This is a genomic window from Rhodovulum kholense (genome assembly GCF_003053725.1).
Lineage (GTDB): Bacteria > Pseudomonadota > Alphaproteobacteria > Rhodobacterales > Rhodobacteraceae > Rhodovulum > Rhodovulum kholense.
Window position 1 is genome coordinate 18125 of record NZ_QAYC01000022.1, and the last position, 26112, is coordinate 44236.

Here is a 26112-nt window from a genome sequence, read left to right on the forward strand (position 1 = left end):
AACCGCTTCAATGCGCCTTTAGTATCGGTTTCCCCCGGCCGGGATCGTCTGCCACAGTCGGGCTGCGGGGCCCGCCAAGAGGCCCGACCGGGAGGATACCCATGCTGCGCCCGATCTGCCTGCTGCTTGCGGCGGCGCTTGCGGTCCTGTCCGCGGGCGGTGCCTTTGCACTTGAGGTCCGGGTGGGCGTGATCCGTGTCGACCGGCCGCAGCTGGCGCCGATCTCGCGCCTTGAAGCATGGCCCCGCGACCTCGGCTTTGCCGGGGGGCGGCTTGCCGACGAGGACAACGCCACCACCGGCCGGTTTCTCGGCCATGCCTATATCACTGAAACAGAAGCGGTTGTGCCGGACGCGGCCCTGGCCGCGCTCGACCGGATGCTGGGCGAGGGCCTTCGGCTGTTCGTGGTGCTGGGGCAGGCCGACGATCTGCTGGCGTTGGCCGACCGGGCCGGGGACGGGGCCTTGGTGCTGAATGCGGGCGCGCGCGAGACACGGCTGCGCGATGCCGATTGCCGGGCCAATCTGCTGCATGTGGCGCCGAGCGAGGCGATGCTGGCCGATGCGGTGGCCGAATTCGCGATCTGGAAGAAGTGGACGCGCTGGGCGCTGATCTCGGGCTCGCATCCCGAGGACCGCGCGATGGCCGAGGCCTATCGCCGGGCGGCCGCGAAATTCGGTGCAAAGATCGTCGAGGAGCGGGTCTTCGAGGATACCGGCGGCGGGCGGCGCACCGATACCGGCCATGTCCTGGTGCAGCGCCAGATCCCGGTCTTTTCCGAGGGGATGAGGGACTACGATCTGGTGATCGCGGCCGATGCCTCGGACGTTTTCGCGCCCTATCTGCCGTTTCACATGTGGGACCCGCGCCCGGTGATGGGCGCGGCGGGGCTGCGCCCTGTCAGTTTTCACGCCGCCACCGAGGCCTGGGGCGCGACGCAGTTCCAGCGCCGCTTCGAGGCGCTCACCGGCCGTCAGGTCCGCGAGGAGGATTATCAGGTCTGGCTGGCGCTGCGGGTCGTGGGCGAGGCCGTGACGCGGACCGACAGCGCCGATCCGGTCGCACTGCGCGACTACATGCTGGGCCCGGGGTTCGAACTGGCCGCCTTCAAGGGCCAGAAGGTGACGTTTCGCGACTGGAACGGCCAGCTGCGCCAGCCGATCCTTCTGTATGACGGGCGGATCAATGTCAGCGTCTCGCCGCAAGAGGGCTTTCTGCACCAGCGCTCGCCGCTTGATACGCTGGGGCTCGATGCGCCGGAATCGACCTGTGCGGCATTCAGATAGGGGGATGGACATGAGAGCGATACCGATCGCGCTGGCGCTGGCGCTGGCGCTGGGGGCAACCGGCGCCGAGGCCAACAAGGTCTTCGTCTCGAACGAGAAGGGCAACACCGTCACGGTGATCGACAGCGACAGCTGGCAGGTCATCGACGAATTCGCCGCCGGCAACCGCCCGCGCGGCATCACTATCAGCCCGGACGGCACCAAATTGTACGTCTGCGCCTCGGACGATGACACGGTGCGGGTCTTCGACACCGCCACCCATGACGAGCTTTATACCCTGCCCTCGGGCCCCGACCCCGAGCTGTTCGTGCTGAACCACAGCGGCAACCCGCTTTACATCGCCAACGAGGACGACAACCTGGTGACCGTGGTCGATACCGAAACCCATGCCGTGCTGGCCGAGATCCCCGTGGGGGTCGAGCCCGAGGGCATGGCGATCAGCCCCGACGGGCGGGTCGTGGTCAACACCTCGGAAACGACCAACATGGCCCATTTCATCTCGACCGAGGATTACCAGATCCACCACAATATCCTGGTCGATCAGCGCCCGCGTTATGCCGAATACACCGCCGACGGCCGCAAGCTATATGTCAGCGCCGAGATCGGCGGCACGGTCAGCGTGATCGACATCGCCGAGGACGGCACGCCCGCGCTGGTCGATACCATCCGCTTCGACGTGCCGGGCGTGCTGCCCGAATGGCTGCAGCCGGTGGGCATCCGCGTGACCTCGGACGGCAAATGGGTCTTCGTGGCGTTGGGCCCCGCCAACCGGGTTGCGGTGATCGACGCGGCGACCGACGAGGTGGTCGATTACATCCTGGTGGGCCAGCGGGTCTGGCAGATGGCCTTCACCCCCGACGAGGCTTTCCTGATCACCACCAACGGCAATTCCAACGATGTCACCGTCATCGACGTGGCGCGCCAGAAGGCGGTGCGCTCGATCCAGGTGGGCCAGCAGCCCTGGGGCGTGGCGGTGACCCCGGACGGAACCCCCGACTGAGCATGTGGAAACGCGCAGCGAGAGGGAGGAGAACGATGCTGAAACGACTGACCGGCGCGGCGCTGGCGGTTCTGGCGCTGCTGGGACCGGCCCGGGCCGAGGATCTGCCGCAGCTGCGCGCGGCGGTGCTGAAGATCGGCACCGTGACCTGGGAGCTTGAGACGATCAAGGCCCATGGCTTCGACCGGGCGCATGGCTTCGAGCTGGTGCTGGCGCCCTATGCCGACAATGGCGCGACCCGGGTCGCCTTCGAGGGCGGCGCGGCCGAAACCATGGTCGCCGACTGGATCTGGGTCGCGCGTCAGCGCGCCGCGGGCCGACCCTATGTGGCGATCCCCTATTCCACAGCGGTGGGCGGGCTGGTGGTGCCTGCGGACAGCGATGCCGAAACGCTGGCCGATCTGGCGGGCGGCAAGATCGGCATCGCAGGCGGGCCTTTGGACAAGTCCTGGCTGATCCTGCGCGCCTATGCGCAGGCCGAATACGGCATGGATCTGGCGGCCCGGACAGAACAGGTCTTCGGCGCGCCGCCGCTGATCTTCAAGGCCGGGATGTCGGGCGAGCTGCAGGGCGCCATCAACTTCTGGCATTTCCTCGCCAAGATGCGCGCGGGGGGCATGCGCGAACTGGTTTCGGTGTCGGAGGCCTCGGCCGCGCTGGGGCTCGATCCGGGCACGCCGCTTCTGGCCTATGTGCTGGACGAGGGCTTCGTCGCCGCCCATCCCGGGATCGACCGCGCGCTTTATGCGGCCTCGCGCGATGCCAAGGACCTGCTGGCGACCGACGATGCCGCCTGGGACGAGATCCGGCCGCTGATGAACGCCGGGACCGACGCCGAATTCGAGGCGTTGCGCGCGGACTGGCGCGCAGGCGTTCCCGCGCCCGGCAATGTTGCGCCCGAGGCCGCAGACCGGCTGCTGCGGCTGATGGCCGAGCTTGGCGGCGCCGATCTGGTGGGGGAGGCGACGACGCTGCCCGAGGGCACCTTCGCCGTGGTCGAGTGACCCGCGATGCCGGACCGGATCGTCGTGCCCCTTGTCTCGATCCTGGGGCTTCTCGCGCTTTGGGCGGGGGCGGCCGCGCTGACGGCCGACCCGCAGATCCTGCCCTTTCCCTGGGCGCTGGCCGAGCCCTTCGGCCAAGCGATCCGGTCGGGCGAGCTGCCCTATCATCTGGGCCGGACGCTGACCCGGGTGGCCTGGGCCTTCTGTCTGGCGATGGGGGGCGGGGTTGCGCTGGGGCTGGCGATGGGGCGGCTGCCCCGGCTCGACCGCTGGCTCGATCCGTGGCTGGTGGTGTTCCTGAACCTGCCTGCGCTGGTCCTGATCGTGCTGTGCTACCTCTGGATCGGGCTGACCGAGACCGCGGCGATCGTCGCGGTGACGCTGAACAAGATCCCGCAGGTGACGACGGTGATCCGCGAGGGCGCGCGGGCGCTGTCGCGCGATCTCGACGCCATGGCGCAGGTCTACCGGATGCCGCCTCTGGCACGGCTCCGCCATGTGGTGTTGCCGCAGCTGGCGCCCTTCATGGTGGCGGCGGCACGGTCGGGCATCGCGGTGATCTGGAAAATCGTTCTGGTGGTCGAGTTTCTCGGCCGCTCGGACGGGATTGGGTTTCAGATCCACCTGTATTTCCAGCTCTTCGACGTGACCAGGGTGCTGGTCTACGCGCTTTCTTTCGTGGCGGTGATGCTGGCGGTCGAATGGCTGTTCCTGCAACCCTGGGAACGCCGCATCCGGCGCTGGCGCGCGGCATGATCCGTCTGCATCTTCTGTCGAAACGCTTCGGTCCGGCCGAGGTTCTGGGCCGGATCGACCTGCAGATCGCGGCGGGCGAGACCGTCGCGCTGCTGGGGCCTTCGGGGATCGGCAAGTCAACGCTTTTGCGGATCGTGGCCGGGCTCGATTCCGATTTCGAGGGCCGGGTCGAGCGCCCCGGGCGCATCGCCATGGTGTTTCAGGAGCCGACCCTCCTGCCCTGGCGGACGGCGCTTCAGAACCTGCGGCTGGTGCATCCGGGCCTGAGCCGGGCCGCGGCGCAGGACATGCTGGCGCGCGTCGGTCTGACAGACAAGGGGCGGGCCTATCCGGGGCAGCTGTCGCTGGGCCAGCAAAGGCGGCTGGCGCTGGCGCGGGCCTTTGCGGGGCAACCGCAAGCGCTGGTGCTGGACGAACCCTTCGCCTCGCTCGACCCCGAGACCGCCGAAGCGATGCTGGCCCTGACCGAACGGCTGATCGCCGAGGCGCGGCCCGCGACGCTTCTGGTCACCCATGCCCGGGCCGAGGCCGAGCGGCTGGCCTCGCGCATTCACGTCCTTGACGGCCAGCCGGCCGTGCTGCGGCGGTGAGTGCGATGGCCGAGGCGCTGCGGCTAGAGAATGTGAGCCTCTCCTACGGGGCGCGGCAGGCGCTGGACGATGTGTCCTTTTCGGTCGCGCCGGGGCGGTTCTGCGCGCTGCTGGGGCCGAACGGGGCGGGCAAGTCGACGCTGTTCGGGCTGATGACCCGGCTTCTGGTCACCCGCACCGGCCGGATCGAGATCGCGGGCCATGACATCGCCCGCGCGCCGCGTCAGGCGCTGGCCCGGATCGGGGTGGTGTTCCAGCAGCCGACGCTGGATCTCGACCTCACGGTCGCGCGCAACATGCGCTATTTCGCGGCGCTGCACGGGCTGTCGGGGCGCGAGGCCGCGATCCGGATCGACGCCGCGCTCGACCGGCTGGCGATGCGCGAGCGGGCGGGCGAGAAGGCCCGCGCGCTCAATGGCGGGCACCGGCGGCGGATGGAGATCGCGCGCGCGCTGGTGCATGAACCCGACCTTCTGCTGCTGGACGAGCCGACGGTGGGGCTCGATGCGATGAGCCGCAAGGCGATCACCGCCCATGTCCACGATCTGGCCGAGGACGGGCTGAGCGTGCTGTGGGCCACCCATCTGGTCGACGAGATCGCGCCCGGGGACGATGTCGTCGTGCTGCATCGGGGCCGCGTGCTGCGGCAGGCCCAGGCCTCGGACATCGCGGGGCCCGCGGGTCTGGCCGAGGCGTTTCTGGCGATGACCGCCGAGGGGGGCGGGGCATGAGCGGCTGGTTTTCTGCGCTCAGGGCCATCGTCGGGCGCGAGGCGTTGCGCTTTCTGCATCAGCGTGGGCGGTTCCTGTCGGCGCTGGTGCGGCCTCTGGTCTGGCTGGTGGTCTTTGCCGCCGGGTTTCGCGCGGCGCTGGGCCTGTCGATCATCCCGCCCTATCAGACCTATATCACCTACGAGGTCTACATCGTTCCGGGTCTTTGCGGGATGATCCAGCTTTTCAACGGGATGCAATCCTCGCTGTCGCTTGTCTACGACCGCGAGATGGGGTCGATGCGGCTTTTGATGACCTCGCCCCTGCCGCGCTGGTGGCTGCTGTTCTGCAAGCTGACGGCGGGCGTCGCGGTGTCGATCCTGCAGGTCTATGCCTTTCTGGCCATCGCCGCCGGTTTCGGCATCGTGCTACCGCCCCTGGGCTATCTCTGGGCCTTTCCGGCGCTTGTTCTCAGCGGGCTGATGCTGGGCGCGCTGGGGCTTTTCATCTCGTCGACGGTGCGCCAGCTGGAAAACTTCGCGGGCGTGATGAACTTCGTCATCTTCCCGATGTTCTTCCTGTCGACCGCGCTTTATCCGCTGTGGAAGATGGCCGAAAGCTCGCGGCTTCTGCGCGACATCTGCGCGCTGAACCCCTTTACCCATGCGGTCGAGTTGATCCGGTTTGCCCTCTACGAAAGTCTGAATGGCTGGGCGCTGCTTTGGGTGGCCTCGGGCTTTCTCGTCTTCTTCCTGCTGGCGCTTTGGGGCTACGACCCGGCGCGCAGCCGCCCCGGGCGGGACTGAGGCGGTCAGCCCGCCGCCGCGCGCCAGAGGATCTCGGAGGCTTCCGCGGTGGCGAAGGCCTCGGCCCGGGCCTGAAGCGCTGCGTGATGCGGTGACTTGATGCAGACCGGGTCGGCCGCCGCCGGATCGCCCGCCAGCGCCATCGCCTGACAGCGGCAGCCGCCGAAATCGACGGTCTTGCGCTCGCAGCCCGCACAGGGCTCGCGCATCCAGTCGGTGCCGCGATAGGCGGCGAAGGCGGCGCCCTCATACCAGATTTCGGCCAGCGGACGGTCGCGGACACTGTCGAAGACCAGGCCCGGGATGGTCTGGGCGGCATGGCAGGGCAGCACCGTGCCTTCGGGCGTGACGTTCAGCCCGGTCGTCCCCCAGCCGCCCATACAGCGCTTGGGATAGTCCGAATGGTAATCGGCCCGGACATAGTCGATGACCAGCACGCCCTTCAGCCGGGCGCGGGCCTCGGCCACGGTGGCATCGGCGGCGCGGGCCTGGGCGCGGGTCGGCATCAACGCTTCGCGGTTCTTCAGCGCCCAGCCGTGGAACTGGACGGTTGCGACCTCGATCCGGCGCGCGCCCATCTCGACCGCCATCTCGATGGCGCGCGGCAACTGGTGCAGGTTCTGGCGGTGCAGCACCGCGTTCAGGGTCAGCGGAAAGCCGATCTTGCCGATCAGCCGCGCGACCTCGAGCTTGCGGTCGAACCCGCCGCGATAGCCGCCGATCCGGTCGGCCATGGCGGCATCGGTGCCCTGCAGCGACAGCTGGATATGGTCGAGCCCGGCCGCATCGAGCGCGCGCAGCCGCTTTTCGGTCAGCCCGATCCCCGAAGTGATGAGGTTAGTGTAAAGCCCCGCCGCCCGGGCCTCGGCCACCAGCTCGGTCAGATCGCGCCGGGTCGCGGGTTCGCCGCCCGAGAGGTGCAGTTGCAGGACCCCCAGATCGGCCGCCTGCCGGAAGATCCCGGCCCAGGCGGCCGTGTCGAGTTCGCTGTCCTTCCGGGTCAGCTCCAGAGGGTTCGAGCAATAGGGGCAGGCCAGCGGACAGCGGTGGGTCAGCTCGGCCAGCATGGCGATGGGGGGCGGAACACTCACCGGCGGATCTCCAGAAAGCGGCGGTCGAGAAGCGCGCCCAGAAAGCCCTGGCTGTCGGCGGCGATGGCGGCCTCGGGGGCGTCATAGGTTGCCGCCAGCGCGGCCGCGATGGCGGCGAAGCTGCGGATGCCGTCGATTTCGGCCAGGATCGCCCGGCCGGTCTCGTCAAGCGCCAGCGTGCGTTCGGGCGCCAGCAGCACCCAGCCGCCCCGCACCCGGTCCCGATGCAGACGCACGCCCCGCGGCAGGACGGGAATGTCCTCGGGTCCGATCATGATGCCCGCGCAAGTGCCAGCCCCTCGCCCGGCCGCCAGGCGCCGGGCGGGATGCGGGCGGGTGCGACATAGGCCGAATGCAAAGCGTCGAGCTGCGACCAAAGCACATCGGTCTTGAAGATCAGCGCATTGGCGGCGGCATCCTGACGGTCTGCGGTATCGGCGTGATCCAGCACCCAGGCCAGCCCGAAGGCCACGTCCTTCGGCGCCTCGGTCAGGCGCTTGCGGAAATAGGACAGGCTGCTGTCATCGGCAAACTCGTAGTTCCGCAGCAGGCCCTCGATCCGCTCGGCATGGATCTTCGGCGCGAACAGTTCGGTCAGCGACGAGGCCACGGCTTCGAGCAGGGTGCGTTCGCGCACGAAGCGCACATAGGCATCGACGGCAAAGCGGGTGGCGGGCAGCACGCCCGCGCAGGAGGCAACGTAGTCGGGGTCGAGCCCCACGGCCGAGGCCAGCCTGAGCCAGCGCGCGATGCCGCCCTCGTTGCCGTCGCTGCCGTCGTGATCCTCGATCCGCGAGCGCCAGGCGCGGCGCAGCGCCGGATCCTCGACCCGCGACAGGAAGGCCGCATCCTTCATCGGGATGCGGGACTGGTAGTAATAGCGGTTGATGACCCAGGCGCGCACCTGATCGGGGCTGCACTGGCCCCCATGCAGAAGGCCGTGGAACGGGTGCAGGTCGTGATAGCGCTCGGCGCCGATCCGGCGCAGCCGGGCCTCGAAGGCATCGCGTGTCGCGGGGGTGTTCATGGGACGATCTCCAGTCCATCCTGTCCGACGATCCAGCCCGCCGCCTCTGCCTCGGCCCGTTCGGGGCTGGAGGGATCGAGCACCGGATTGGTGTTGTTCATGTGCACGAAGACCTTCTGTCCCACGTCGAGTCCGGCGAAGGCCCGGATCGACCCCTCGGGACCGCTCATCGAGATATGGCCCATCCGCCGTCCGGTCTTCTCGCCAAGCCCGGCCCGGATCATCTCGTCGTCGCGCCAGAGCGTGCCGTCGAAGAAGACCAGCGCCGCGCCGGCCAGCCGGGCCGCCAGATCGGGGGGGACGGCGGCGCAGCCGGGGATGTAGAAGGCCTTGGTTCCGCCTGCCTCGAGACGGACGCCCACGGTCTGTTCGCCGACGAGGTCGGTCTCGACCCTGTCGCCCTCGAGATAGAGCGGCACCTTGCCCGGCACCGGGAACAGCTCGGCCGTGAGGCCGGGTGCCAAAGGGAAGGGGCGGTCAAGTGCCACCGTCTCGCGCCGGACGAGGCCGGGGTTCAGCGCGCCGAAGATCGGGTTGGCGTCCAGCACCTCGTGGATCGCGGCCGTGGCCATCAGCGCGAAGGGCTGCGCCTCGCGCAGGGTCAAAAGCCCCGCGACATGGTCGATATCGCCGTTCGTCACCAGCACTGACCGCAGCGGCATCTCGCGCAGCCCGGTCGGATGCAGGTCGGGGCAGTTGGCCAGTTGCTGGCGGATATCGGGCGAGGCGTTCAGCACCGCCCAGTCGCGCCCGTTGCCGGTCACCGCCAGCGAGGACTGGGTCTGGGACGGAATCCGGCCCGCGCGGGCCGCATCGCAATTCGGACAGCCGCAATTCCATTGCGGCAGCCCGCCGCCGGCGGCCGCCCCGAGAATGCGCGCGCGAAGCGCCATCGTCGCGCTCCGCGCGCCGTCGGGTCAGAACAGGACGCCGTCGTCTTCGCCGCTGTCGGGGCCGTACATGTTGATTTCCATTCCGCATTCGATTTCGCGGATAACAGGGGTCTTCCAGCTCATGTGATCTCCTCCCAGAGTCGGTCTTGGAACAGATCCAGAGTGTCCGGCGGAACCGCATGCCGGTCAAAGACTATGTTCTAAGAAAAATTAAGGATCGGGCGCCGACAGCGGCTTAGTCCGAGGTCAGCTGCAATATAAAGCCGCGATTGCGGAGGGTCTTGATCTCGAGCCCGTAAGTGGCGGCCGGGGCGAGCTTGCGGCGCAGATAGCCGATATAGACATCGACCACGTTTTCCGAACTGGTGCCCTCGCGCGCCCAGAGCCGGTCGAACAGGGCGGCGCGGGGCAGGACATGGCCGCGATGGGTCCAGAGATATTCAAGCAGCGCGAATTCCCGTTCGGTCAGCGCGACGCTGCCCTCTGGGCCGTGCAGGCTGCGCGTGGCCGGATCGAGCCGCGGCACCGGATCGCGCCGCGCCCCGGCGGCACGGCGTTCCTGCACCTTCAGCCGGGTCACCAGCTCGTCGAAGGAAAACGGCTTGGCGATGTAGTCATCGGCCCCGGCATCCAGCCCGGCGGCGCGATCCTCGACCTCGCTCAGGGCCGACAGCATGACGACCGGGATCCGGTTCCCCGCAGCCCGAAGCGCGCGCACCAAGGCGATGCCGCTGTCGGCGCCGATGCTGACATCGACAATGGCAGCGGCGAACGGGGCGGCGTCGAGCCTCGCCCGCGCCTCGTCGGCGCGGTGGGTGCAGACCGCGTCATAGCCATGCAGGGCCAGCCCGCGCGCAAGCGCCGAGGTGATTTCGGGGTCGTCGTCGACAATCAGGACAGAGGGCCGGGAGGTGGCGGTCATCGGCGGGGCTCAGTCGGCAAGGGGCACATAGGCGCGGATCAGCGTACCCGGGGCCGTTCCCAGGCGAAAGCCGTCCGGCACCGGGCTTTCGATCGCGATCCGGCCGCCTTGCTGGTCCAGCACCCAGCGGGCCAGCGCCAGACCGATGCCGAAGCATTCGCCGGGCGCGGCAGCGCTGCCGCGGCCGAACCTTTCCAGAACACGGGTGCGCTCTTCTTGCGGGATGCCGGGGCCATTATCAACCACCCGGACGCAGCCAAAGCCCGCCTCGGTCCCGACCGAGACCGCGATCCGGCCGCCCTCGCGGGCGTGGTGCAGGACGTTGCGCGCAAGACCCGCGATCACCTGGCGCACCCAGTTGGGATCGCCCGTCACCTGAAGCGCCGGGCCCGACGTCACGGTCACCTCCAGCCCGGCTGCCTCAAGCTCGGGCCGGGTTTCTGCCAGCGCTTCGGCCAGCGCGATCCGCAGATCCATCGGCTCGGGGCACAGCTCGATCCGGCCGCTTTCGGACCGCGCGACCCGCAGCAGATCGTCGATTCGTCGGCTGAGCCGCTGCGCCCGCCCCTGGATGGTGGCGAAGGCGTCCTGCGGGGCAGCCCCCTTCAGGCCCAGTTCGGCCTCCATCAGGATCACGGTCAACGGCGTGCGCAGCTCGTGGCTGATATCGGCAAAGAACCGGCGGCGGTCCTCGTCGATGCGGGCCAGCGCGGCATTGGCGGTGCGCAGGTCCTCGGTGCGGGCGCGGATCGTGTCGTTCAGTCGGGCGCGGTCGCGGGCCAGCGCTGTCGCCGCGCGGTTGGTCTCGGCGAAAAGCTGGCCGATCTCGTCGGCGGTGCGTTCCGGCAGATCGGCGGCGAAATCGCTTGCGCCGATCCGGCGGGTCGCATGACGGGCGCGGTCGAGCCGGGCGAATTGCGGGCGCAGCAGGCCCAGATAGAAGCCGCCCACCATCACCGCCGCCAGTGCCGCGACCGCGAGGGCAAGCCCGGTCAGTGTCCGGCGCAGGGCGGCGATCCGGGTCAGGATCGCGTCGCGGGTGCGGATCTCGTCGCCGACGGCCTCGTTCAGCAGCGGGTCGAACGCATGGGCAAAGCCGTTCAGGACGCCCTGCAGCCGCTCGCGGTCCCGGGTCTCCGAGGTCAGCCCGGCGCGGGCCGTCCGGAAGAGGGCATCCATCCGCGCGATGGCAATGCCCTGGGTGGCGCGGCGCGATTGTTCGGCAAGCCCGAGTGCTGCGGCCTCGTCGACGGCCGCCGCAAGGTCCTTGCGCATCAGGTCGAACGTCCGGTCAAGGTCCGCGGACACCGGCGAGAGCCGGGCCGCGCGGGCCTCGGGGGGCAGGCCGGACTGGATCGCCTCGGCCGCCACGACGAGGAAGGTCGAGACCTCGGTCGACAGCACCGCGTAGCGGGCGATCCGGCGTTCAGCCTGCAACGATGCCGCGATCCGGTCGCCGACCCGGTCCATGCCGACTACGGTCAGCGCGCTCGACAGAAGCGCGACCATTCCGATCATGCCGGCCCCGGCCGCGAGTCTCGTTTTCAGCGAAACAGCCCGGCGCGGCGGCGCGGCAGGATCATGCTGCGTCGCAGCGAAAGCGCCCGAAGATGAGGCAGGCGCCGGGCAAAGAGGCGCGTTTTCGGGATTCTCCGCGATTTGCGCAGTCGGAGACACCGGCTTCTCCTGGAACGGTCCGGCTGGAACTTTAACCGTTCCAAAATGGAAAGATGCAATACCAAGGGCTGAATTGACAATCGAGGTCCCGCCATGGTCGAATTGCTGTTTGTTGCGTGCATGAGCCTGTCGCAGACCAATTGCGAAGAGCGCAGCCTGATCTTCACCGATGTCTCGCCGATGTCCTGTATGATGGGCGCCCAGCCCGAGCTTGCGAAATGGGTGCGCGACCATCCGAACTGGACGGTTTCTCGGTGGCAGTGCCGGTACCTGAACCGGACCGAGCGCAAGGCCTGATCGCGAGTTTCCGGTGGAACAGGGGCAAACCCGGTGCCCTCCAACGTCGCCCTGCAGCCAGATCGGTCGTCCAAAGCCCCCCGTCAGGTCCCGGTTCGCCGGGCATCCCTTTACGGCGCCGCGTCCGGCCGGGCGTGCCGCGCCCATCGCCGGGATGGCACCGAGGTCTTTGGCCGTCCGCAGCCCTGAAAGGGTCTGACGCTTGCCGCCGGGCCGGGCAGGGCGGTCAAAGACGGTCTGGCGCCGTGCGTGCGGCCGGGAATGGCACAGATTCCGGGGGCAGGTGCCCGACTGACGCCAAGGCGTGCCGCTGCAATCGCAGCACAATTGCGGCCATCTCTTGTTCGCCGCTTTCCGCCGCTCTACATGCGAAGACATGAAACGGTGGCTTCCCTTCGTCAAATCAGATCCGCTCGTCTCGGTCGTCCGTCTTTCCGGCACGATTGCCGCTTCGACTCGCGGAAACACGCTGTCCGATGCCGCGCTCGGTCCGGTGATCGAGCGGGCCTTCAAGAAGGGCAAGCCCGAAGCGGTCGCCCTGATCGTGAATTCGCCGGGCGGGTCGCCCGCGCAAAGCGCGCTGATCGCCGCGCGCATCCGGCGGCTGGCCGAGGAACGCAACACGCCCGTCATCAGCTTTGTCGAGGACGTGGCCGCCTCGGGCGGCTACTGGCTGGCCTGCGCGGGCGACGAGATCTGGCTTGATGCCTCGTCGATCGCGGGATCCATCGGGGTGATCTATGCCGGGTTCGGCTTTCAGGACCTGATCGCGCGGTACGGGGTCGAGCGGCGGGTCCATACGGCGGGCGAAAGCAAGAGCTTCCTCGATCCGTTCAAGCCCGAGAAGCCCGAGGATGTGGCCCGGCTGATCCAGCTGCAGGAGCCCATTCACGAGGCCTTCAAGGCACATGTGCGGGCCCGGCGCGGCGCCAGGCTGAAGACCGACCGCGATCTCTTCACCGGCGATGTCTGGGTCGGGCAACAGGCCGTCGAGGTCGGTCTGGCCGACGGCATCGGGCATCTGGTGCCCAAGATGAAGGAGCGCTTCGGCGACAAGGTGCGCTTTGCGCTGCATACGCCGCGGCGGGGGCTCCTGTCGCGGCTGGGCGCCCCGGGCGTTGCCGCCGTGGTGGACGAGGTCGAGGCGCGGCTTCTCTGGTCGCGGTACGGTCTCTAGCCCATGCTGCTGAAGGTCGCGCTACTGTTTCTCGTCGGAATGGCCGTTCTCGGCATGTTCGGAAAGCTGCGTCTGCCGCGCCCGCGCGGCGGGGGGCTCGCCCTGGGGCGCCGCCGCCCCGCTCGATGTCCGCACTGCGGGCGGTTCAGGATCGGCAGCGGGCCCTGCCCCTGCGGCAAGGGGTAGGGCCGGATGGCAGGCGATCTGCTGAACGCGGGACTGGGGCTGGCCTTGTTGCTGCTGGCCGGGGACAGTCTGGTCAAGGGCGCAGTGAACCTGTCGCTGCGCCTTGGGGTTCCGGCGCTGATCGTCAGCCTGACGATCGTGGCCTTCGGGACCTCGGCGCCGGAACTCCTGATCTCGATCAAGGCCGTTCTGGACAATTCGCCCGGCATCGCCATGGGCAACGTGGTCGGGTCGAACATTGCCAATGTGCTGCTGGTGCTGGGGATACCGGCCCTGATGACCGGCATTCGCACCGATGAATGCGACACGCGGCGCACCTATGCGCTGATGGTCGGATCGACGCTCTTCTTCCTCTTCGTCTGCATGATCGGGCCGATCACCTGGATCCACGGCATCGGGCTGATGCTGGCGCTGGGCTTCGTGCTGGTCGATGCGTTCCTGTCGGCGCGCAACCATCGGCGCGAGGCCGCGGTCGCCGCCGAGGCCGCCCGATGCGCGGCCGCGGACGAGGCCGAAGAGGTGGAGGGCGCCGACCCGTCGCTGGGCTGGTTCAAGATCGGCATGTTTCTGGTGCTGGGGCTTCTTGGCCTGCCGCTGGGGGCCGATCTGCTAGTCGATGCCTCGATCAGCATCGCGCACGAAATTGGCGTGTCCGACACGGTGATCGGCCTGACGCTGGTCGCGGTCGGGACCTCGCTGCCCGAACTGGCGACGACGGTGATGGCGGCGTTGCGCCGCCAGGCCGACGTGGCGATGGGCAACGTGATCGGGTCGAACATGTTCAACCTGCTGGCCATCATCGGCATGGCCAGCTTCTTCGGCGATATCGCGGTGCCGCCCGAGATGCTGCGCTTAGATTTGTGGATCATGCTGGGGGCGGCGCTTCTGCTGACCCCCTTCGTGGTCTGGAAGCTGGCCCTGGGCCGCGCCTGGGGCGCGGTGTTCTTCCTGCTTTACGCGGCCTATGCCGGGGTGCTTCTGCTGTGACCGGCCGGGCGCTCGTCACCGGCGGCGCACCGGGGCTGGTCGCGGCGCTGGCGGTGCACCTGGCCAGAGACGGCCATGACGTGGCGCTGCACTGCGCAGGCGGCGCGGAGGCCGCCGCCCGGACAGTCGCCGAGATCCGCGCCCTCGGGCGCGTCGCGGTGGCACTGGAGGCCGATCTTCTCGACGAAGCTGCGGCCTCTGCCCTGGTGCCCCGCGCGGCCGAGGCGCTGGGGGGGCCGCTGACCGTGCTGGTGACTGCGGCCTCGGTTTTCGAGCATGACACGTTTCCGACCGCGACCCGCCAGAGCTGGGACCGCCATATCGGGGCCAATCTGCGAGCGCCCTTCGTGCTGATGCAAGCCTTCGCCGCCCAGGCGCCGGAGGCCGGACGCGACGCGGCGGGCGAGCCGCGGGCCGAGGCGCTGGTCGTCAACGTCATCGACCGGCAGGTTCTAAGCCCCACGCCGGATTTCATGACCTACACCATCGCCGAGACGGGACTTTGGGCCCTGACCCGGACGGCTGCCCAGGCGCTTGCCCCCGCGATCCGGGTGAATGCGATCGCCGTGGGCGAGGCCCTGCGCGGGACCCGGAACGCCGACGACCCCTACGCGGGGTTCCGGGCCAACGCGATCCCGGTCACGGGGCGGGGCCGCGCGCCGAAGGGGCTTGCGGGCGGCGGAGATGCCGCTGCCGCGCTCGGCTATCTGCTGGCGGCAAAGGCCGTCACGGGGCAGGTGATCTGCGTCGGGGACCGTGATCTTCCGGGGTGATCCGGGGCCGAGGAACTTGCGTCGAAAGACCCTTGCAGGACGCCGCCGCGTCAGCTTTTCCACGCGTCATGCGAGCGTCACAGTTTCGTAATGATTTCTTAAACAATATCAACGTTTTGCCGTGGCGCCAAATAATTTCATTTGGAATCAATGCCTTGAAAAGCTGCCCAAAAAGCGGGCAAACCGAGGAGTTGGGCGGAAAACAATGAAAATTTCGAGACGCCCGCAGCTTATCCGCAACCTTATCCACAGAAGTCGTGGATTTGTTTCCCCTTGCCTCCGGCCGATGCCCGTTGCAGGCAGTCTCCGGAATCACGATCTCTGAGCGATGACCCCGACCGCCGACCCCGATACCGCCCCGCGCCCCCGAGGCCATGCCTGCGTCCAGTCCTATCTGGCGACGCTGGACAATTCGCCGGGCGTCTACCGGATGCTCGATGCCGAAAGCCGGGTGCTTTACGTGGGCAAGGCGCGCAACCTCAAGAAGCGGGTCTCGAACTACGCCAAGCCGTCGGGCCATAGCGGCCGGATCGCGCGGATGATCTCGGAAACCGCGTCGATGATGTTTCTGACGACGCGCACCGAGACCGAGGCGCTGCTTCTGGAGCAGAACCTCATCAAGCAGCTCAAGCCGCGCTACAACGTGCTTCTGCGCGACGACAAGAGCTTTCCGAACATCCTGGTGGCCAAGGATCATCCGTTCCCGCAGATCCGCAAGCATCGCGGCGCCAAGACCGAGAAGGGGGCCTATTTCGGTCCCTTCGCCAGTGCGGGCGCCGTCAACCGTACCCTGAACCAGCTTCAGCGGGTGTTCCTGCTGCGCAACTGCACGGATTCGGTCTTTGCAAGCCGCAGCCGTCCCTGCCTGCTGTTCCAGATCAAGCGGTGCAGCGGCCCCTGCGTCGGGCGGATCTCGGAGGCGGACTATGCGGCCTCGGTGCGCGATGCCGAGGATTTCCTGAAAGGCAAGTCCTCGGGCCTGCAGGAGGCGCTGGCGGTAGAGATGCAGGCGGCGTCCGAGGCGATGGAGTTCGAACGCGCGGCCGGGTTGCGCGACCGGATCAGGGCGCTGACGCAGGTGCAATCGGCGCAGGGCATCAACCCGCGCGGCGTGGCCGAGGCCGATGTGGTGGCGTTGCACATGGAAGGCGGGCAGGCCTGCGTGCAGGTCTTCTTCATCCGGGCGCACCAGAACTGGGGCAACCGCGACTATTACCCGAAGACCGGCAGCGGCGCCGAGGCGCCGGAACTGCTGCAAGCCTTCCTCGGCCAGTTCTACGACAACAAGGAGCCGCCCCGGCTGATCCTGCTGTCCCATGACATCGAGGACCGCGAGCTGATGGAAAAGGCGCTGTCGCAGAAGGCCGGGCGCCGGGTCGAGCTGGCGGTGCCCCAGAGGGGCGAGAAGGCCGAACTGGTCGAGAACGCGACCCGCAACGCCCGCGAAAGCCTCGGGCGGCGGATGGCGGAAAGCGCGGCCCAGGGCAAGCTGCTGGCAGGGCTTGCCGAGGCCTTCGGGCTCGACGCACCGCCAAAGCGGGTCGAGATCTACGACAACTCGCATATCCAGGGCAGCCATGCGGTCGGCGCGATGGTCGTGGCCGGTCCCGAGGGGTTTCTGAAAAGTCAGTACCGCAAGTTCAACATCCGCGGCGACAGCCTGACCCCGGGCGACGATTTCGGCATGATGAAGGAGGTTCTGACCCGCCGCTTCCAGCGCCTTCTGAAGGAAGACCCCGACCGCGCGGGCGAAACCTGGCCCGATCTTCTGCTGATCGACGGCGGCGCCGGGCAGGTAGGGGCTGTGGCCGAGATCATGGCCGATCTGGGCGTCGAGGATTTGCCCGTCGTGGGTGTCGCCAAGGGCATCGACCGCGATGCCGGCAAAGAGGAATTCCACCGCCCCGGCGAACGCCCCTTCGCGCTGAGGCATAACGACCCGGTGCTTTACTTCGTGCAGCGCCTGCGCGACGAGGCGCACCGCTTTGCCATCGGCACCCACCGGGCGAAACGCGCGAAAGCGATGGGCGCAACGCCCCTCGACGAGATCCCGGGCGTCGGTGCCACCCGCAAACGCGCGCTCCTGACCCATTTCGGCAGCGCCAAGGCCGTCAGCCGCGCTGGCCTCGCCGACCTCAAGGCGGTCGAGGGAATTTCCGATAGCCTTGCCGAAACCATCTACGGCTTCTTCCATGAGCGCGGCTGACGCGCTATGACCCGGCCATGAGATGGACTCTCCCCAATATCCTGTCGGTGCTGCGCCTCGCGGCCGCGCCGCTGTTCCCTCTGGTCTATTTCCTCTGGGACAGCCCTGTCGCCGACTGGGTGGCGCTGGTGCTTTTCGTCGGGGCCTCGGTCACTGACTGGGTTGATGGCTATGTCGCCCGGCGCTGGCAGTTGACCAGCCGCTTCGGCGCCATGATCGACCCCATCGCCGACAAGGCAATGGTGTTGGCGGCCCTTCTGGTGGTGGTGGCCAAGTTCGGCATGCCGACCTGGCTGACGCTGGCCGCGACGGTGATCGTCTTCCGCGAGGTGTTCGTCTCGGGCCTGCGCGAGTTTCTAGGTGCCCAGGCCGGACGGCTGAAGGTCACGAAGCTCGCCAAATGGAAGACGACGGTACAGATGATCGCGATCTCGGTGCTGATCGCCCATGGCATCCTGCCTCATGCGGCCATCGAGGGGCTGGGCACCGCGCTGCTGCTGGCCGCTGCGGCGCTGACCCTGATCACCGGGGCCGACTATTTCGCCAAGTCCTGGCCCTATCTGAGGGATGAAAAGGCGCGATGATCGACGTGCTCTATTTCGCCTGGGTCCGCGAACGCATCGGCCTGCCGAAAGAGCGGATCGAGACCGCGGCCCCGACCGTCGCGGCGTTGGTCGAGGAACTCTCCGCCCGCGAAGACCGCTATGCCGCCGCCTTTGCCGATCTCTCGGCGCTGCGGGTCGCGGTCGATCAGGATCTCGCAGATTTCGATGCGCCGCTTGTTGGCGTGCGCGAGGTCGCCTTCTTCCCGCCGATGACCGGCGGCTGAGATGGACATTCGCGTCCAGGCTGCCCCCTTCGATTTCGGCGCCGAGGCTGGCGCCTTCGCCCGGGGCCGCCGCGACGCAGGCGCTATCGTCACCTTCGCCGGGATCGTGCGCGACGATGGCGGGCTCGCTCGGATGGAGCTTGAGCATTACCCCGGCATGACCGAACGCTCTCTCGAGACCATCGCCGCCGAGGCGACGAGGCGTTTCGGGCTTCTCGACTGCCTCGTCATCCACCGCCATGGCAGCCTGACGCCCGGCGAGACCATCATGATGGTCGCAACCGCGGCGCCGCACCGCGCCGATGCCTTCGCCGCGGCCGAATTCCTGATGGATTACCTCAAGTCCCGCGCCCCCTTCTGGAAGAAGGAATTCGGCGCTGACGGCGCAGCCTGGGTCGCGGCGAAAGACGGGGACGAGGACGCGCTCGGCCGCTGGTCGCAGGACTGATCTTCTTCTTGGGTCAAATACCCAATCCAGGCCGCGACGCGGCCAAGGGATACGGCAAAGGCCCGGTCGCGAGACCGGGCCTTTTCATTTGACTTCAGAACCGAAGGGTCAGCCGATGGCGGCTTCTTTCACATCCTCGTCGATGAAGGGCAGGTACTGGGCGAAGTTCTCCGAGAACATCCTGACCAGTTTCTGCGCCTGTGCGTCATAGGCCTCGGGATCGGCCCAGGTGCGGCGCGGGTCCAGCAGGACCTCGGGCACGTCATGCACCGCCAGCGGCACCTCGAAGCCGAAATTCGGGTCCTTGCGGAACTCGGCGTCGTTCAGCGAGCCATCGAGCGCTGCGGTCAGCAGGGCGCGGGTGGCCCTGATCGGCATCCGCGAGCCGGTGCCATGGGCGCCGCCGGTCCAGCCGGTATTGACCAGCCAGCAGGTCGCGCCATGCTTGGCGATCTTGTCGCGCAGGAGGTTGCCGTAGGCCTCGGGGCGGCGCGGCATGAAGGGCGCACCAAAGCAGGTCGAGAAGGTGGGCTCGGGCTCGGTCACGCCTTTCTCGGTGCCCGCAACCTTCGAGGTGAAGCCCGACAGGAAGTGGTACATCGCCTGCGCCGGCGTCAGCCGGGCGATCGGGGGCAGCACCCCGAAGGCGTCGCAGGTCAGCATGATGATGTTCTTCGGATGCCCGCCCAGCGAGGTCTCGGACGCGTTCGAGATGTAGTCCAGCGGATAGGCGCACCGCATGTTCGCGGTCAGACTGTCATCCTCGAAATCGAGTTCCTTGGTATGCGGGTCGAACACCATGTTCTCGACCACGGTCGAGAATTTCGACGTGGTGGCATAGATTTCCGGCTCGGCCTCGGGGCTCAGGCTGATGGTCTTGGCATAGCAGCCGCCTTCGAAGTTGAAGGTGCCGTTATCCGACCAGCCGTGCTCGTCGTCGCCGATCAGGGTACGGGCCGGGTCGGCCGACAGGGTGGTCTTGCCGGTGCCCGACAGGCCGAAGAAGATCGCGGTGTCGACCGGATTGTCCTTGGCGTGGTTGGCCGAGCAGTGCATCGCCATGATGCCCTTGCCGGGCAGGATGTAGTTCATCAGGGTGAAGACCGATTTCTTGATCTCGCCCGCATATTCGGTATCGCCGATCAGGATCAGCTTCTTGGCGAAGTTCAGCGCGACCACGGTCTTGGTGCGGCAGCCATGGCGCTCGGGGTCGGCCTTGAAGCTGGGGCAGTTGATGATGGTGAATTCGGGCACGAAGCTGTCGAGCTGGTCCAGCGCGGGGCGGCGCAGCAGGTGGCGCGAGAACAGGCCGTGCCAGGCCATCTCGGTGACGATCCGCACATCCAGACGGTTGTCGGGATCGGCGCCGGCATAAAGATCCTCGACGAACACCTCGCGGCCCTTCAGGTGCGCCAGCATGTCGGCATGCAGGCGGTCGAAGGCCTCGGGTTCCATCGGGCGGTTGTTTTCCCACCAGATGTGGTCGACCACGTCCGGCGTGCGCACGACGTGCTTGTCCTTGGGCGACCGGCCGGTATGGACCCCGGTGGTCACGAGGAAGCTGCCGCCCTGGCCCAGCGTGCCTTCGTTGCGCTTGAGAGCCTCTTCGACCAGCGCCGGTTCCAAGAGGTTGTAATAGACCTTGTTCAGCCCTTCGATGCCCTGGGTCTCAAGGCGCTGATTGGGGTTCACACGTCCGAATTCCATGGTCTGTGCTCCTTGCCACCGCACTTCGGTCGGCGCGGCTATAACATGACGCTTCCATGAAACAACAGGGACTGGAGAGGCGTTAGCGCAATCATAGTTCGATTTTTTTACTGATAGCGCAACCATTTTGCGTGGCCTGGTAAAATTCGTTCGCGACTTGCACGGAACAGGCCCCGAAGGGTGTTAGCGGTTGGGTAAACGTTTTCCGGCTTCAATGTGCCGCAATGTAATGCTGCGATTCGCAACGGGCCTGCGATTCGAGCTGTGGCGTGAGTAAATGTTGCGTAGAATCAATTGGTTCCGCTTGCGGACAGGATAAGGAACTCTCCCATGTCTAGGATTGCGCTCGTCGACGATGACCGGAACATCCTCACCTCCGTTTCCATGACGCTCGAGGCCGAAGGGTTCGAGGTGGAAACCTACAATGACGGCCAGGCGGCGCTCGACGCGTTCAGCAAGCGCATGCCGGACATGGCGGTGTTCGACATCAAGATGCCCCGGATGGACGGAATGGATCTGCTGCAGCGGGTGCGCCAGAAAAGCACCATGCCGGTGATCTTTCTGACCTCCAAGGATGACGAGATCGACGAGGTTCTGGGCCTTCGGATGGGCGCCGACGATTATGTCAAGAAGCCCTTCTCGCAACGGCTTCTGGTCGAACGGATCCGCGCGCTTCTGCGTCGGCAAGAGGTCATCGCAGCCGATGCCGGGCCCACGCCCGAGGAAAGCAAGTCGATGGTCCGCGGCCAGCTGACCATGGATCCGCTGCGCCATTCGGTGACCTGGAAGGGCATGGATGTGTCGCTGACGGTAACCGAATTCCTGCTGCTGCAGGCGCTTGCCCAGCGGCCCGGTTTCGTCAAGAGCCGCGACCAACTGATGGATGTGGCCTATGACGATCAGGTCTATGTCGACGACCGCACCATCGACAGCCACATCAAACGGCTGCGCAAGAAGATGCGTCAGGTCGATTCCGACTTCTCGGCGATCGAGACCCTGTACGGCATCGGCTACCGCTACAACGAGGAATAGGCCGACGGTTCGGGGGGGCAGGGCCTGTGCGAGACAGCAAGCGGATGGCGGTTGACGAGGCCGGGTTCGGCGATGATCCCTATGGCTGGGTCGGCGGCCGCGAGATCGACCGCCGCCGGTCGCCCCTGCCGAGCCGCGGCCTCATTTCGCTGAACCGCTCGCCGCTGGCGCGCCGGATCATTGCCGCCAACCTGATCGCCCAGATCGTGCTGATCTCGGGCGTTCTCTATCTCAACCCCGCCCGCGACAGCCTGCTGAGCCTGCGCGAAAGCGGGATGGTGGCCGAGACCAAGCTGGTCGCCGATGTCTTCGAGGCTCGGATCCCCCGGGGTGCCGCAGTCGACCTTGCCGCGTCGGACGGGCTCGATGTTGCGGCCACGCTCGACGCGCTGGAACTGGCGCCGGGGGCCGAGCTTTATGTCTTCGACACCACGCAGGGCCTCGTCGGCCGGGCGACCGGGGTCAGGCGGGCCGACTGGCCGGTGGACGCCTACGACGATGACGGCCGGATCACGATGATCACCGACGCGCTCTACCGGGTCTGGGAAACGATCCTGAGCCTCGCGGGCCCCGACCGCCTTGCCTCCCCGGATACCGCGGACCCGCGGGCCAGGCTGAAGGATCAGGTCGCGGCCACCCTGACCGAAGGGCCGCAGCTCGAGACCGGGGTCGATTCCGAGAACCGCACCACCTTCACCGTCACCGCCCCGATCCTGCAGGAGGGCCGCGTGGTCGGCGTGGTCGCCATGGTCTCTGCCAGCGGCGAAATCGACTGGCTGGTGCGGATCGAGCGCGAGCAGGTGCTTCAGGTCTTCGTGATCGCCCTTCTGGTGTCGATCGGGCTCAGCCTCGTGCTGGCCTCGACCATTGCCAACCCCTTGTCCGAACTCGCTGCCGCGGCCGAGATCGGACAGGATCGCAATGCCCGCTCGATGAGCCCCGGGCGCGTGCGGATCCCCGATCTCAGCGCCCGCCCGGACGAGATCGGTCGCCTGTCGGCTGCGCTACGCGGCATGGTGGCCGCGCTTTACGACAGGATCGACGCCAACGAACAGTTCGCCGCCGATGTGGCACACGAAATCAAGAACCCGCTGGCCAGCCTGCGCTCGGCCACCGGAACGCTGCGTGTCGCCCGGCGCGAAGACCAGCGCGCCAAGCTGCTCGACGTGATCGAACATGACGTGCGCCGTCTCGACCGTCTGGTCAGCGACATCTCGAACGCCTCCCGGCTCGACAGCGAACTGGTCAAGGAAGAGGAAACCACGGTCGATCTGGTGCGGCTGCTGCGCGGGCTTGCGGACCATCTGGGCCAGCAGGCGCGAGAACGCGGGATCGATTTCATCGCCGACCTGCCGCCCGAGCCGATCCAGATCCAGGGGCTCGAGGCGCGGCTGGCTCAAGTGTTTGTCAACCTGATCACCAACGCGATCTCGTTCTGCGAAACCGGCGATGCCGTCCGGATCTGGGCGCGCAAGCGCGACAACCGGGTTCTGGTGGTGGTCGAGGATACCGGGCCCGGCATCCCTGAACAGGCTTTGACCAAGATTTTCAACCGGTTCTATTCCGAACGGCCGGCCGGTCAGTTCGGCAACCATTCCGGCCTGGGGCTTGCCATCTCGAAACAGATCGTCGAGGCCCATGGCGGTGTGATATGGGCCGAGAATATCCGCCCGACCGAGGCCGATCTGACTTCGGAACAGCTGGGCGCCCGTTTCGTCGTGGGTCTGCCGATCTGACGCCCGCGCCCGCCGGAGACCGCCGCACCCGTCATGCCCGACCCCGAGACCTGCATCCTCCATGCCAGCACCGTGGCCTATCGCGGGCGCGCCGTCCTGATCCGGGGCGCCTCGGGGTCGGGCAAGTCGGCCCTGGCGCTGCAGTTGATGGCGCTGGGGGCGAGTCTGGTCGCCGATGACCGCACGGTGCTGACCCGCGGCCCCGAGGGCCTTGTCGCCTCCGCTCCCGAAACGATCCGCGGCCTGATCGAGGCGCGGGGCGTGGGACTTCTGCGCGCCGAGACGGTCGCCGCCGCGCCGGTATTCCTGGCAATCGATCTCGACGCGGACGAAACCGAGCGGATGCCGCCGCCGCGCGAGGTCGAGATCCTCGGTGTGCCGCTGCCCTTGCTTCGCCGCGTGGATCGGCCATATTTTCCTGCAGCTATCCTGCAGTTCCTCATCGCCGGACCCCGCTTCTGATGTCCAACGCCGCAGAGACCGATCCGGGCCCCCGCCCTCAGCGCATCGTGCTGGTGACGGGTGCGTCCGGGGCCGGGCGGTCGACCGCCCTGAACGTGCTGGAGGATCTGGGGTTCGAGGCCATCGACAACCTGCCGATTTCGCTGATCCCGCGCCTCCTGGACGGCCCCATGCCGGGTCCCTCGCTGGCGCTGGGCGTCGATATCCGCACCCGCGACTTTTCGGCCCGGGCGCTGGCCGATCTGATCCGCGCGCTGGCGGCGGCCCCGGGGCTCGAGGCCGATGTCCTGTATCTCGACTGCCGGCCCGAGGTGCTGCTGCGCCGCTTTTCCGAAACCCGGCGGCGGCATCCGATGGCTCCGGCCGAAAGCCCGGCCGAGGGGGTTGCGCGCGAGCTCGATATCCTCGGTCCGATCCGCGAACTGGCGAGCAGCCTGATCGACACCTCGGATCTCACGATCCATGAGTTCCGGGCCGAGATGACCGCGCGTTTTGCCCCTGGCGGCGCCGCGCCGCTGGCGGTTTCGCTGCATTCGTTTTCCTACAAGCGCGGCCTGCCGCTGGGGCTCGACATGGCCTTCGATTGCCGCTTTTTGCGCAATCCCTACTGGAACCCGACCTTGCGCGCGCTCGACGGGCGCGATCCGGCGGTCGTCGCCCATGTTGCGGACGATCCGCGCTTTTCGGCCTTTCTCGACCGGATCTCGGATCTCGCAGCGCTCGTGCTGCCGGCCCATCGCGACGAGGGGCGCAGCCATATCTCGATCGGCTTCGGCTGTACCGGAGGGCAACACCGTTCGGTCGCCGTGGCCGAGGCCGTGGCAAAACGGCTTGCGGCAACGGAATGGCAAGTGTCTATAAGGCATAGGGAACTGGAGAGGCGGGCGCAGGGCGCGCCCGCAAGGCGAGCGGGAACGGGCGCGTGATCGGAATCGTCATCGTCGCGCATGGGGGGTTGGCGCGAGAATACCTGGCTGCGGTCGAACACGTCGTGGGCCCGCAGCCCGGCGTGCGCGCCATCTCGATCGCACCCGACGACGATCGCGCTGCCAAGCAGGACGAGATCTGCCGCGCCGCGGACGAGGTCGACGAGGGCGGCGGGGTGGTAGTGGTGACCGACATGTTCGGCGGCTCGCCCTCGAACCTCTCGATCCGCGCCTGCGCGCCCGGCGACCGGCGCATCCTTTACGGCGCCAATCTGCCCATGCTGATCAAGCTGGCCAAGTCGCGCCGGATGAGCGTCAGCGATGCCACCGCCTCGGCGCTGGCGGCCGGGCGCAAGTATATCGACAGTTTCGACGCAGGCGGCCTGTGAGGACCCATTGACCAGCACCAGTGTGACCCGAGTGTTCGAGATCGTAAACGAAAAGGGGCTGCATGCCCGGGCGTCGGCCAAGTTCGTGGAATGCGTCGAAGAGCACGATGCCAGCGCCGAGGTGTCCCGCGACGGGATGAGTGCGTCGGGCGATTCCATCATGGGCCTGCTGATGCTGGCGGCCTCGAAAGGCACCACTATTCAGGTCGCGACCCGCGGTCCCGAGGCCGCCAAGCTCGCGGATGCGCTGGAACGCCTGGTGGCGAACCGGTTCGGCGAGGACATGTGACGCGAGCCCGCGATGCAGGACATGGCTGACCACCGCGCGTCGATGGCCGCGCCCGTCCGGACCGAGCCGCACGCGGACGCGTCGGCCGAACCGCCTTACGACGCGCGCGAGCTGTCCTACGCCCGGACCTTCCCCGACCCGCTCCGTGCTCAGGCGATCCGCGCCATCGAGATCCTGACCGGCAAGCTGACGCTCTTGCGTCTCGTGCGGGAATTCGAGGCGCGGGGCGTTCCCCGGGGCCAGGCCTTCTGGCGTCAGGCGCTGGATGTGATGGGCATTGCCGTCGCGACCCCGCCCGACCAGGTGGCGCGGATCCCGCGCGAGGGGCCGCTGGTGATCGTCGCGAACCATCCTCACGGGCTGGTCGACGGCATGGTGCTGGCCGATCTCGTCGGCCGGGTGCGGACCGATTACAAGATCCTGACGCGCTCGCTGCTGACCGGCGTCGCCGAGGTCGCCGAGTTCATGATCCCGGTGCCCTTTCCCCATGCCGCGGAGGCGCGCGAACAGAACCTCGAGATGCGGCGCGCCGCGATGGCGCATCTTGGCCAGGGCGGCGCCGTGGTGCTGTTCCCGGCCGGGGTCGTGGCCTCGTCGCCGACCTTCTTCGGCCCCGCAATCGAGGCTGGCTGGAATCCCTTCACTGCCAAGCTGATCCAGCGCTCGGGCGCCCGGGTCCTGCCGGTCCGGTTTCCCGGCGCCAATTCGCGCTGGTATCAGATCGCCAACCGGCTGTCGCCGACACTGCGCCAGGGGCTTTTGTTGCACGAGGTTGTTCACGCCCTGAACCGGCCCCAGTCCCCCGCCGTGGGCGAGCCTATCGACCGCGACGTGATCGAGCGCTGGGTGGGCGATCCGCGTGGCTTCGTCGCCTGGCTGCGCGAACGCACGCTGGCCCTGGCCTGA

Annotated in this window: 30 protein-coding genes; 22 read left to right on the plus strand and 8 right to left on the minus strand. The window is 67.7% G+C overall.

Annotation, left to right across the window (positions count from 1 at the left end; genetic code table 11):
• The first annotated feature begins 101 nt into the window (after positions 1-101).
• From C8N38_RS19065 to C8N38_RS19095, 7 genes are read left to right on the plus strand one after another with little or no spacing between them, the layout of a single operon-like run.
• Complete coding sequence (locus C8N38_RS19065) at positions 102-1286, plus strand: ABC transporter substrate-binding protein (RefSeq protein ID WP_108028722.1); 1185 nt, start codon at positions 102-104, stop codon at positions 1284-1286.
• Between the two features lie 10 nt (positions 1287-1296).
• Positions 1297-2286, plus strand: a complete 990-nt coding sequence (locus C8N38_RS19070) for a YVTN family beta-propeller repeat protein (protein WP_245895809.1) — start codon at positions 1297-1299, stop codon at positions 2284-2286.
• A gap of 35 nt (positions 2287-2321) precedes the next feature.
• Positions 2322-3290, plus strand: a complete 969-nt coding sequence (locus C8N38_RS19075) for an ABC transporter substrate-binding protein (protein ID WP_108028724.1) — start codon at positions 2322-2324, stop codon at positions 3288-3290.
• Between the two features lie 6 nt (positions 3291-3296).
• On the plus strand, positions 3297-4046 hold the full coding sequence (locus C8N38_RS19080; protein WP_108028725.1) for an ABC transporter permease: 750 nt from the start codon (positions 3297-3299) through the stop codon (positions 4044-4046).
• Positions 4043-4636: an ABC transporter ATP-binding protein gene (locus C8N38_RS19085; protein ID WP_108028726.1), complete on the plus strand. Its 594-nt coding sequence runs from the start codon at positions 4043-4045 to the stop codon at positions 4634-4636. The genes C8N38_RS19080 and C8N38_RS19085 overlap by 4 nt, the downstream gene beginning before the upstream one ends.
• Before the next feature lie 5 nt (positions 4637-4641).
• Positions 4642-5367, plus strand: coding sequence for an ABC transporter ATP-binding protein (locus C8N38_RS19090; protein ID WP_108028727.1), 726 nt, complete (start codon positions 4642-4644; stop codon positions 5365-5367).
• Complete coding sequence (locus C8N38_RS19095) at positions 5364-6152, plus strand: ABC transporter permease (RefSeq protein WP_108028728.1); 789 nt, start codon at positions 5364-5366, stop codon at positions 6150-6152. Before C8N38_RS19090 ends, C8N38_RS19095 begins: the two co-directional genes overlap by 4 nt.
• Positions 6153-6157: 5 nt before the next feature.
• On the opposite strand, the gene pqqE is transcribed toward C8N38_RS19095, so the two are convergent.
• The 7 genes from pqqE to C8N38_RS19130 all read right to left on the minus strand — a co-directional run bounded on the left by pqqE (position 6158) and on the right by C8N38_RS19130 (position 11603).
• Complete coding sequence (pqqE, locus tag C8N38_RS19100) at positions 6158-7243, minus strand: pyrroloquinoline quinone biosynthesis protein PqqE (RefSeq protein ID WP_108028729.1); 1086 nt, start codon at positions 7241-7243, stop codon at positions 6158-6160.
• The gene (pqqD, locus tag C8N38_RS19105; RefSeq protein ID WP_108028730.1) at positions 7240-7518 is read right to left on the minus strand and encodes a pyrroloquinoline quinone biosynthesis peptide chaperone PqqD; all 279 of its coding nucleotides are present in this window, start codon (positions 7516-7518) and stop codon (positions 7240-7242) included. The genes pqqE and pqqD overlap by 4 nt, the downstream gene beginning before the upstream one ends.
• Positions 7515-8270, minus strand: a complete 756-nt coding sequence (gene pqqC, locus C8N38_RS19110; protein ID WP_108028731.1) for a pyrroloquinoline-quinone synthase PqqC — start codon at positions 8268-8270, stop codon at positions 7515-7517. Before pqqC ends, pqqD begins: the two co-directional genes overlap by 4 nt.
• The gene (gene pqqB, locus C8N38_RS19115) at positions 8267-9163 is read right to left on the minus strand and encodes a pyrroloquinoline quinone biosynthesis protein PqqB (protein WP_108028732.1); all 897 of its coding nucleotides are present in this window, start codon (positions 9161-9163) and stop codon (positions 8267-8269) included. Before pqqB ends, pqqC begins: the two co-directional genes overlap by 4 nt.
• A 24-nt stretch (positions 9164-9187) precedes the next feature.
• Complete coding sequence (gene pqqA, locus C8N38_RS19120; protein WP_075784616.1) at positions 9188-9286, minus strand: pyrroloquinoline quinone precursor peptide PqqA; 99 nt, start codon at positions 9284-9286, stop codon at positions 9188-9190.
• Positions 9287-9398: 112 nt separating this feature from the next.
• The gene (locus tag C8N38_RS19125; RefSeq protein WP_108028733.1) at positions 9399-10085 is read right to left on the minus strand and encodes a response regulator transcription factor; all 687 of its coding nucleotides are present in this window, start codon (positions 10083-10085) and stop codon (positions 9399-9401) included.
• A gap of 9 nt (positions 10086-10094) precedes the next feature.
• A complete protein-coding gene (locus C8N38_RS19130) occupies positions 10095-11603 on the minus strand; it encodes a sensor histidine kinase (protein ID WP_108028734.1) in 1509 nt (502 codons plus the stop codon).
• A gap of 252 nt (positions 11604-11855) precedes the next feature.
• Between C8N38_RS19130 and C8N38_RS19135 the strand changes: the two genes are divergently transcribed.
• The 8 genes from C8N38_RS19135 to C8N38_RS19175 all read left to right on the plus strand — a co-directional run bounded on the left by C8N38_RS19135 (position 11856) and on the right by C8N38_RS19175 (position 18665).
• Entirely contained in the window at positions 11856-12059 is a 204-nt protein-coding gene (locus C8N38_RS19135; RefSeq protein WP_108028735.1) for a hypothetical protein, read from the plus strand.
• A 376-nt stretch (positions 12060-12435) separates the two neighbouring features.
• Positions 12436-13236, plus strand: coding sequence for a S49 family peptidase (locus C8N38_RS19140; RefSeq protein ID WP_108028736.1), 801 nt, complete (start codon positions 12436-12438; stop codon positions 13234-13236).
• 192 nt (positions 13237-13428) lie between these two features.
• Entirely contained in the window at positions 13429-14409 is a 981-nt protein-coding gene (locus tag C8N38_RS19150) for a calcium/sodium antiporter (RefSeq protein ID WP_108028738.1), read from the plus strand.
• Positions 14406-15182, plus strand: coding sequence for an SDR family NAD(P)-dependent oxidoreductase (locus C8N38_RS19155; RefSeq protein WP_108028739.1), 777 nt, complete (start codon positions 14406-14408; stop codon positions 15180-15182). Before C8N38_RS19150 ends, C8N38_RS19155 begins: the two co-directional genes overlap by 4 nt.
• Before the next feature lie 328 nt (positions 15183-15510).
• Positions 15511-17388 (plus strand): excinuclease ABC subunit UvrC, encoded by a 1878-nt coding sequence (uvrC, locus tag C8N38_RS19160; RefSeq protein WP_108028740.1) that lies wholly within the window; start codon positions 15511-15513, stop codon positions 17386-17388.
• A gap of 17 nt (positions 17389-17405) precedes the next feature.
• A complete protein-coding gene (pgsA, locus tag C8N38_RS19165; protein WP_108028741.1) occupies positions 17406-17972 on the plus strand; it encodes a CDP-diacylglycerol--glycerol-3-phosphate 3-phosphatidyltransferase in 567 nt (188 codons plus the stop codon).
• Positions 17969-18217, plus strand: a complete 249-nt coding sequence (gene moaD, locus C8N38_RS19170) for a molybdopterin converting factor subunit 1 (RefSeq protein ID WP_108028742.1) — start codon at positions 17969-17971, stop codon at positions 18215-18217. Before pgsA ends, moaD begins: the two co-directional genes overlap by 4 nt.
• A gap of 1 nt (position 18218) precedes the next feature.
• Complete coding sequence (locus C8N38_RS19175; protein WP_108028743.1) at positions 18219-18665, plus strand: molybdenum cofactor biosynthesis protein MoaE; 447 nt, start codon at positions 18219-18221, stop codon at positions 18663-18665.
• A gap of 108 nt (positions 18666-18773) precedes the next feature.
• Here C8N38_RS19175 and C8N38_RS19180 read toward each other — a convergent pair whose 3' ends face one another.
• Positions 18774-20372 (minus strand): phosphoenolpyruvate carboxykinase, encoded by a 1599-nt coding sequence (locus C8N38_RS19180; protein ID WP_108028744.1) that lies wholly within the window; start codon positions 20370-20372, stop codon positions 18774-18776.
• Positions 20373-20702: 330 nt separating this feature from the next.
• On the opposite strand from C8N38_RS19180, the gene C8N38_RS19185 reads away from it, so the two are divergent.
• Genes C8N38_RS19185 through C8N38_RS19215 form a run of 7 tightly spaced genes read left to right on the plus strand, consistent with a single transcriptional unit; the run spans position 20703 to position 26112 of the window.
• Positions 20703-21404 carry a response regulator transcription factor gene (locus C8N38_RS19185; protein ID WP_108028745.1) on the plus strand — a complete coding sequence of 234 codons (702 nt, stop codon included), beginning with the start codon at positions 20703-20705 and terminating at the stop codon, positions 21402-21404.
• Positions 21405-21448: 44 nt separating this feature from the next.
• Entirely contained in the window at positions 21449-23140 is a 1692-nt protein-coding gene (locus C8N38_RS19190; RefSeq protein ID WP_108028746.1) for a sensor histidine kinase, read from the plus strand.
• Positions 23141-23173: 33 nt separating this feature from the next.
• Positions 23174-23602, plus strand: a complete 429-nt coding sequence (locus C8N38_RS19195) for an HPr kinase/phosphorylase (RefSeq protein WP_108028747.1) — start codon at positions 23174-23176, stop codon at positions 23600-23602.
• Positions 23602-24528, plus strand: coding sequence for an RNase adapter RapZ (gene rapZ / locus C8N38_RS19200; RefSeq protein WP_108028748.1), 927 nt, complete (start codon positions 23602-23604; stop codon positions 24526-24528). The genes C8N38_RS19195 and rapZ overlap by 1 nt, the downstream gene beginning before the upstream one ends.
• Positions 24525-24917, plus strand: a complete 393-nt coding sequence (locus C8N38_RS19205) for a PTS sugar transporter subunit IIA (protein ID WP_075784632.1) — start codon at positions 24525-24527, stop codon at positions 24915-24917. Before rapZ ends, C8N38_RS19205 begins: the two co-directional genes overlap by 4 nt.
• Positions 24918-24924: 7 nt before the next feature.
• Positions 24925-25206, plus strand: coding sequence for an HPr family phosphocarrier protein (locus C8N38_RS19210; RefSeq protein WP_245895810.1), 282 nt, complete (start codon positions 24925-24927; stop codon positions 25204-25206).
• 21 nt (positions 25207-25227) lie between these two features.
• A complete protein-coding gene (locus C8N38_RS19215) occupies positions 25228-26112 on the plus strand; it encodes a lysophospholipid acyltransferase family protein (RefSeq protein ID WP_425440063.1) in 885 nt (294 codons plus the stop codon).

Excerpts from the sequence above, each read along its gene's own strand:
- C8N38_RS19185 (WP_108028745.1), top strand. The coding sequence starts at position 20,703 with ATGTCTAGGATTGCGCTCGTCGACGATGACCGGAACATCCTCACCTCC.
- C8N38_RS19075 (WP_108028724.1), top strand. The coding sequence starts at position 2,322 with ATGCTGAAACGACTGACCGGCGCGGCGCTGGCGGTTCTGGCGCTGCTG.
- moaD (WP_108028742.1), top strand. The coding sequence starts at position 17,969 with ATGATCGACGTGCTCTATTTCGCCTGGGTCCGCGAACGCATCGGCCTG.
- uvrC (WP_108028740.1), top strand. The coding sequence starts at position 15,511 with ATGACCCCGACCGCCGACCCCGATACCGCCCCGCGCCCCCGAGGCCAT.
- pqqC (WP_108028731.1), bottom strand. The coding sequence starts at position 8,270 with ATGAACACCCCCGCGACACGCGATGCCTTCGAGGCCCGGCTGCGCCGG.
- C8N38_RS19070 (WP_245895809.1), top strand. The coding sequence starts at position 1,297 with ATGAGAGCGATACCGATCGCGCTGGCGCTGGCGCTGGCGCTGGGGGCA.
- C8N38_RS19065 (WP_108028722.1), top strand. The coding sequence starts at position 102 with ATGCTGCGCCCGATCTGCCTGCTGCTTGCGGCGGCGCTTGCGGTCCTG.
- C8N38_RS19140 (WP_108028736.1), top strand. The coding sequence starts at position 12,436 with ATGAAACGGTGGCTTCCCTTCGTCAAATCAGATCCGCTCGTCTCGGTC.
- C8N38_RS19080 (WP_108028725.1), top strand. The coding sequence starts at position 3,297 with ATGCCGGACCGGATCGTCGTGCCCCTTGTCTCGATCCTGGGGCTTCTC.
- C8N38_RS19095 (WP_108028728.1), top strand. The coding sequence starts at position 5,364 with ATGAGCGGCTGGTTTTCTGCGCTCAGGGCCATCGTCGGGCGCGAGGCG.
- pqqA (WP_075784616.1), bottom strand. The coding sequence starts at position 9,286 with ATGAGCTGGAAGACCCCTGTTATCCGCGAAATCGAATGCGGAATGGAA.
- pqqD (WP_108028730.1), bottom strand. The coding sequence starts at position 7,518 with ATGATCGGACCCGAGGACATTCCCGTCCTGCCGCGGGGCGTGCGTCTG.
- C8N38_RS19090 (WP_108028727.1), top strand. The coding sequence starts at position 4,642 with ATGGCCGAGGCGCTGCGGCTAGAGAATGTGAGCCTCTCCTACGGGGCG.
- pqqB (WP_108028732.1), bottom strand. The coding sequence starts at position 9,163 with ATGGCGCTTCGCGCGCGCATTCTCGGGGCGGCCGCCGGCGGCGGGCTG.
- C8N38_RS19175 (WP_108028743.1), top strand. The coding sequence starts at position 18,219 with ATGGACATTCGCGTCCAGGCTGCCCCCTTCGATTTCGGCGCCGAGGCT.
- pgsA (WP_108028741.1), top strand. The coding sequence starts at position 17,406 with ATGAGATGGACTCTCCCCAATATCCTGTCGGTGCTGCGCCTCGCGGCC.
- C8N38_RS19130 (WP_108028734.1), bottom strand. The coding sequence starts at position 11,603 with ATGATCGGAATGGTCGCGCTTCTGTCGAGCGCGCTGACCGTAGTCGGC.
- C8N38_RS19195 (WP_108028747.1), top strand. The coding sequence starts at position 23,174 with ATGCCCGACCCCGAGACCTGCATCCTCCATGCCAGCACCGTGGCCTAT.
- C8N38_RS19125 (WP_108028733.1), bottom strand. The coding sequence starts at position 10,085 with ATGACCGCCACCTCCCGGCCCTCTGTCCTGATTGTCGACGACGACCCC.
- C8N38_RS19085 (WP_108028726.1), top strand. The coding sequence starts at position 4,043 with ATGATCCGTCTGCATCTTCTGTCGAAACGCTTCGGTCCGGCCGAGGTT.
- C8N38_RS19150 (WP_108028738.1), top strand. The coding sequence starts at position 13,429 with ATGGCAGGCGATCTGCTGAACGCGGGACTGGGGCTGGCCTTGTTGCTG.
- C8N38_RS19180 (WP_108028744.1), bottom strand. The coding sequence starts at position 20,372 with ATGGAATTCGGACGTGTGAACCCCAATCAGCGCCTTGAGACCCAGGGC.
- C8N38_RS19190 (WP_108028746.1), top strand. The coding sequence starts at position 21,449 with ATGGCGGTTGACGAGGCCGGGTTCGGCGATGATCCCTATGGCTGGGTC.
- C8N38_RS19135 (WP_108028735.1), top strand. The coding sequence starts at position 11,856 with ATGGTCGAATTGCTGTTTGTTGCGTGCATGAGCCTGTCGCAGACCAAT.
- rapZ (WP_108028748.1), top strand. The coding sequence starts at position 23,602 with ATGTCCAACGCCGCAGAGACCGATCCGGGCCCCCGCCCTCAGCGCATC.
- C8N38_RS19215 (WP_425440063.1), top strand. The coding sequence starts at position 25,228 with ATGGCTGACCACCGCGCGTCGATGGCCGCGCCCGTCCGGACCGAGCCG.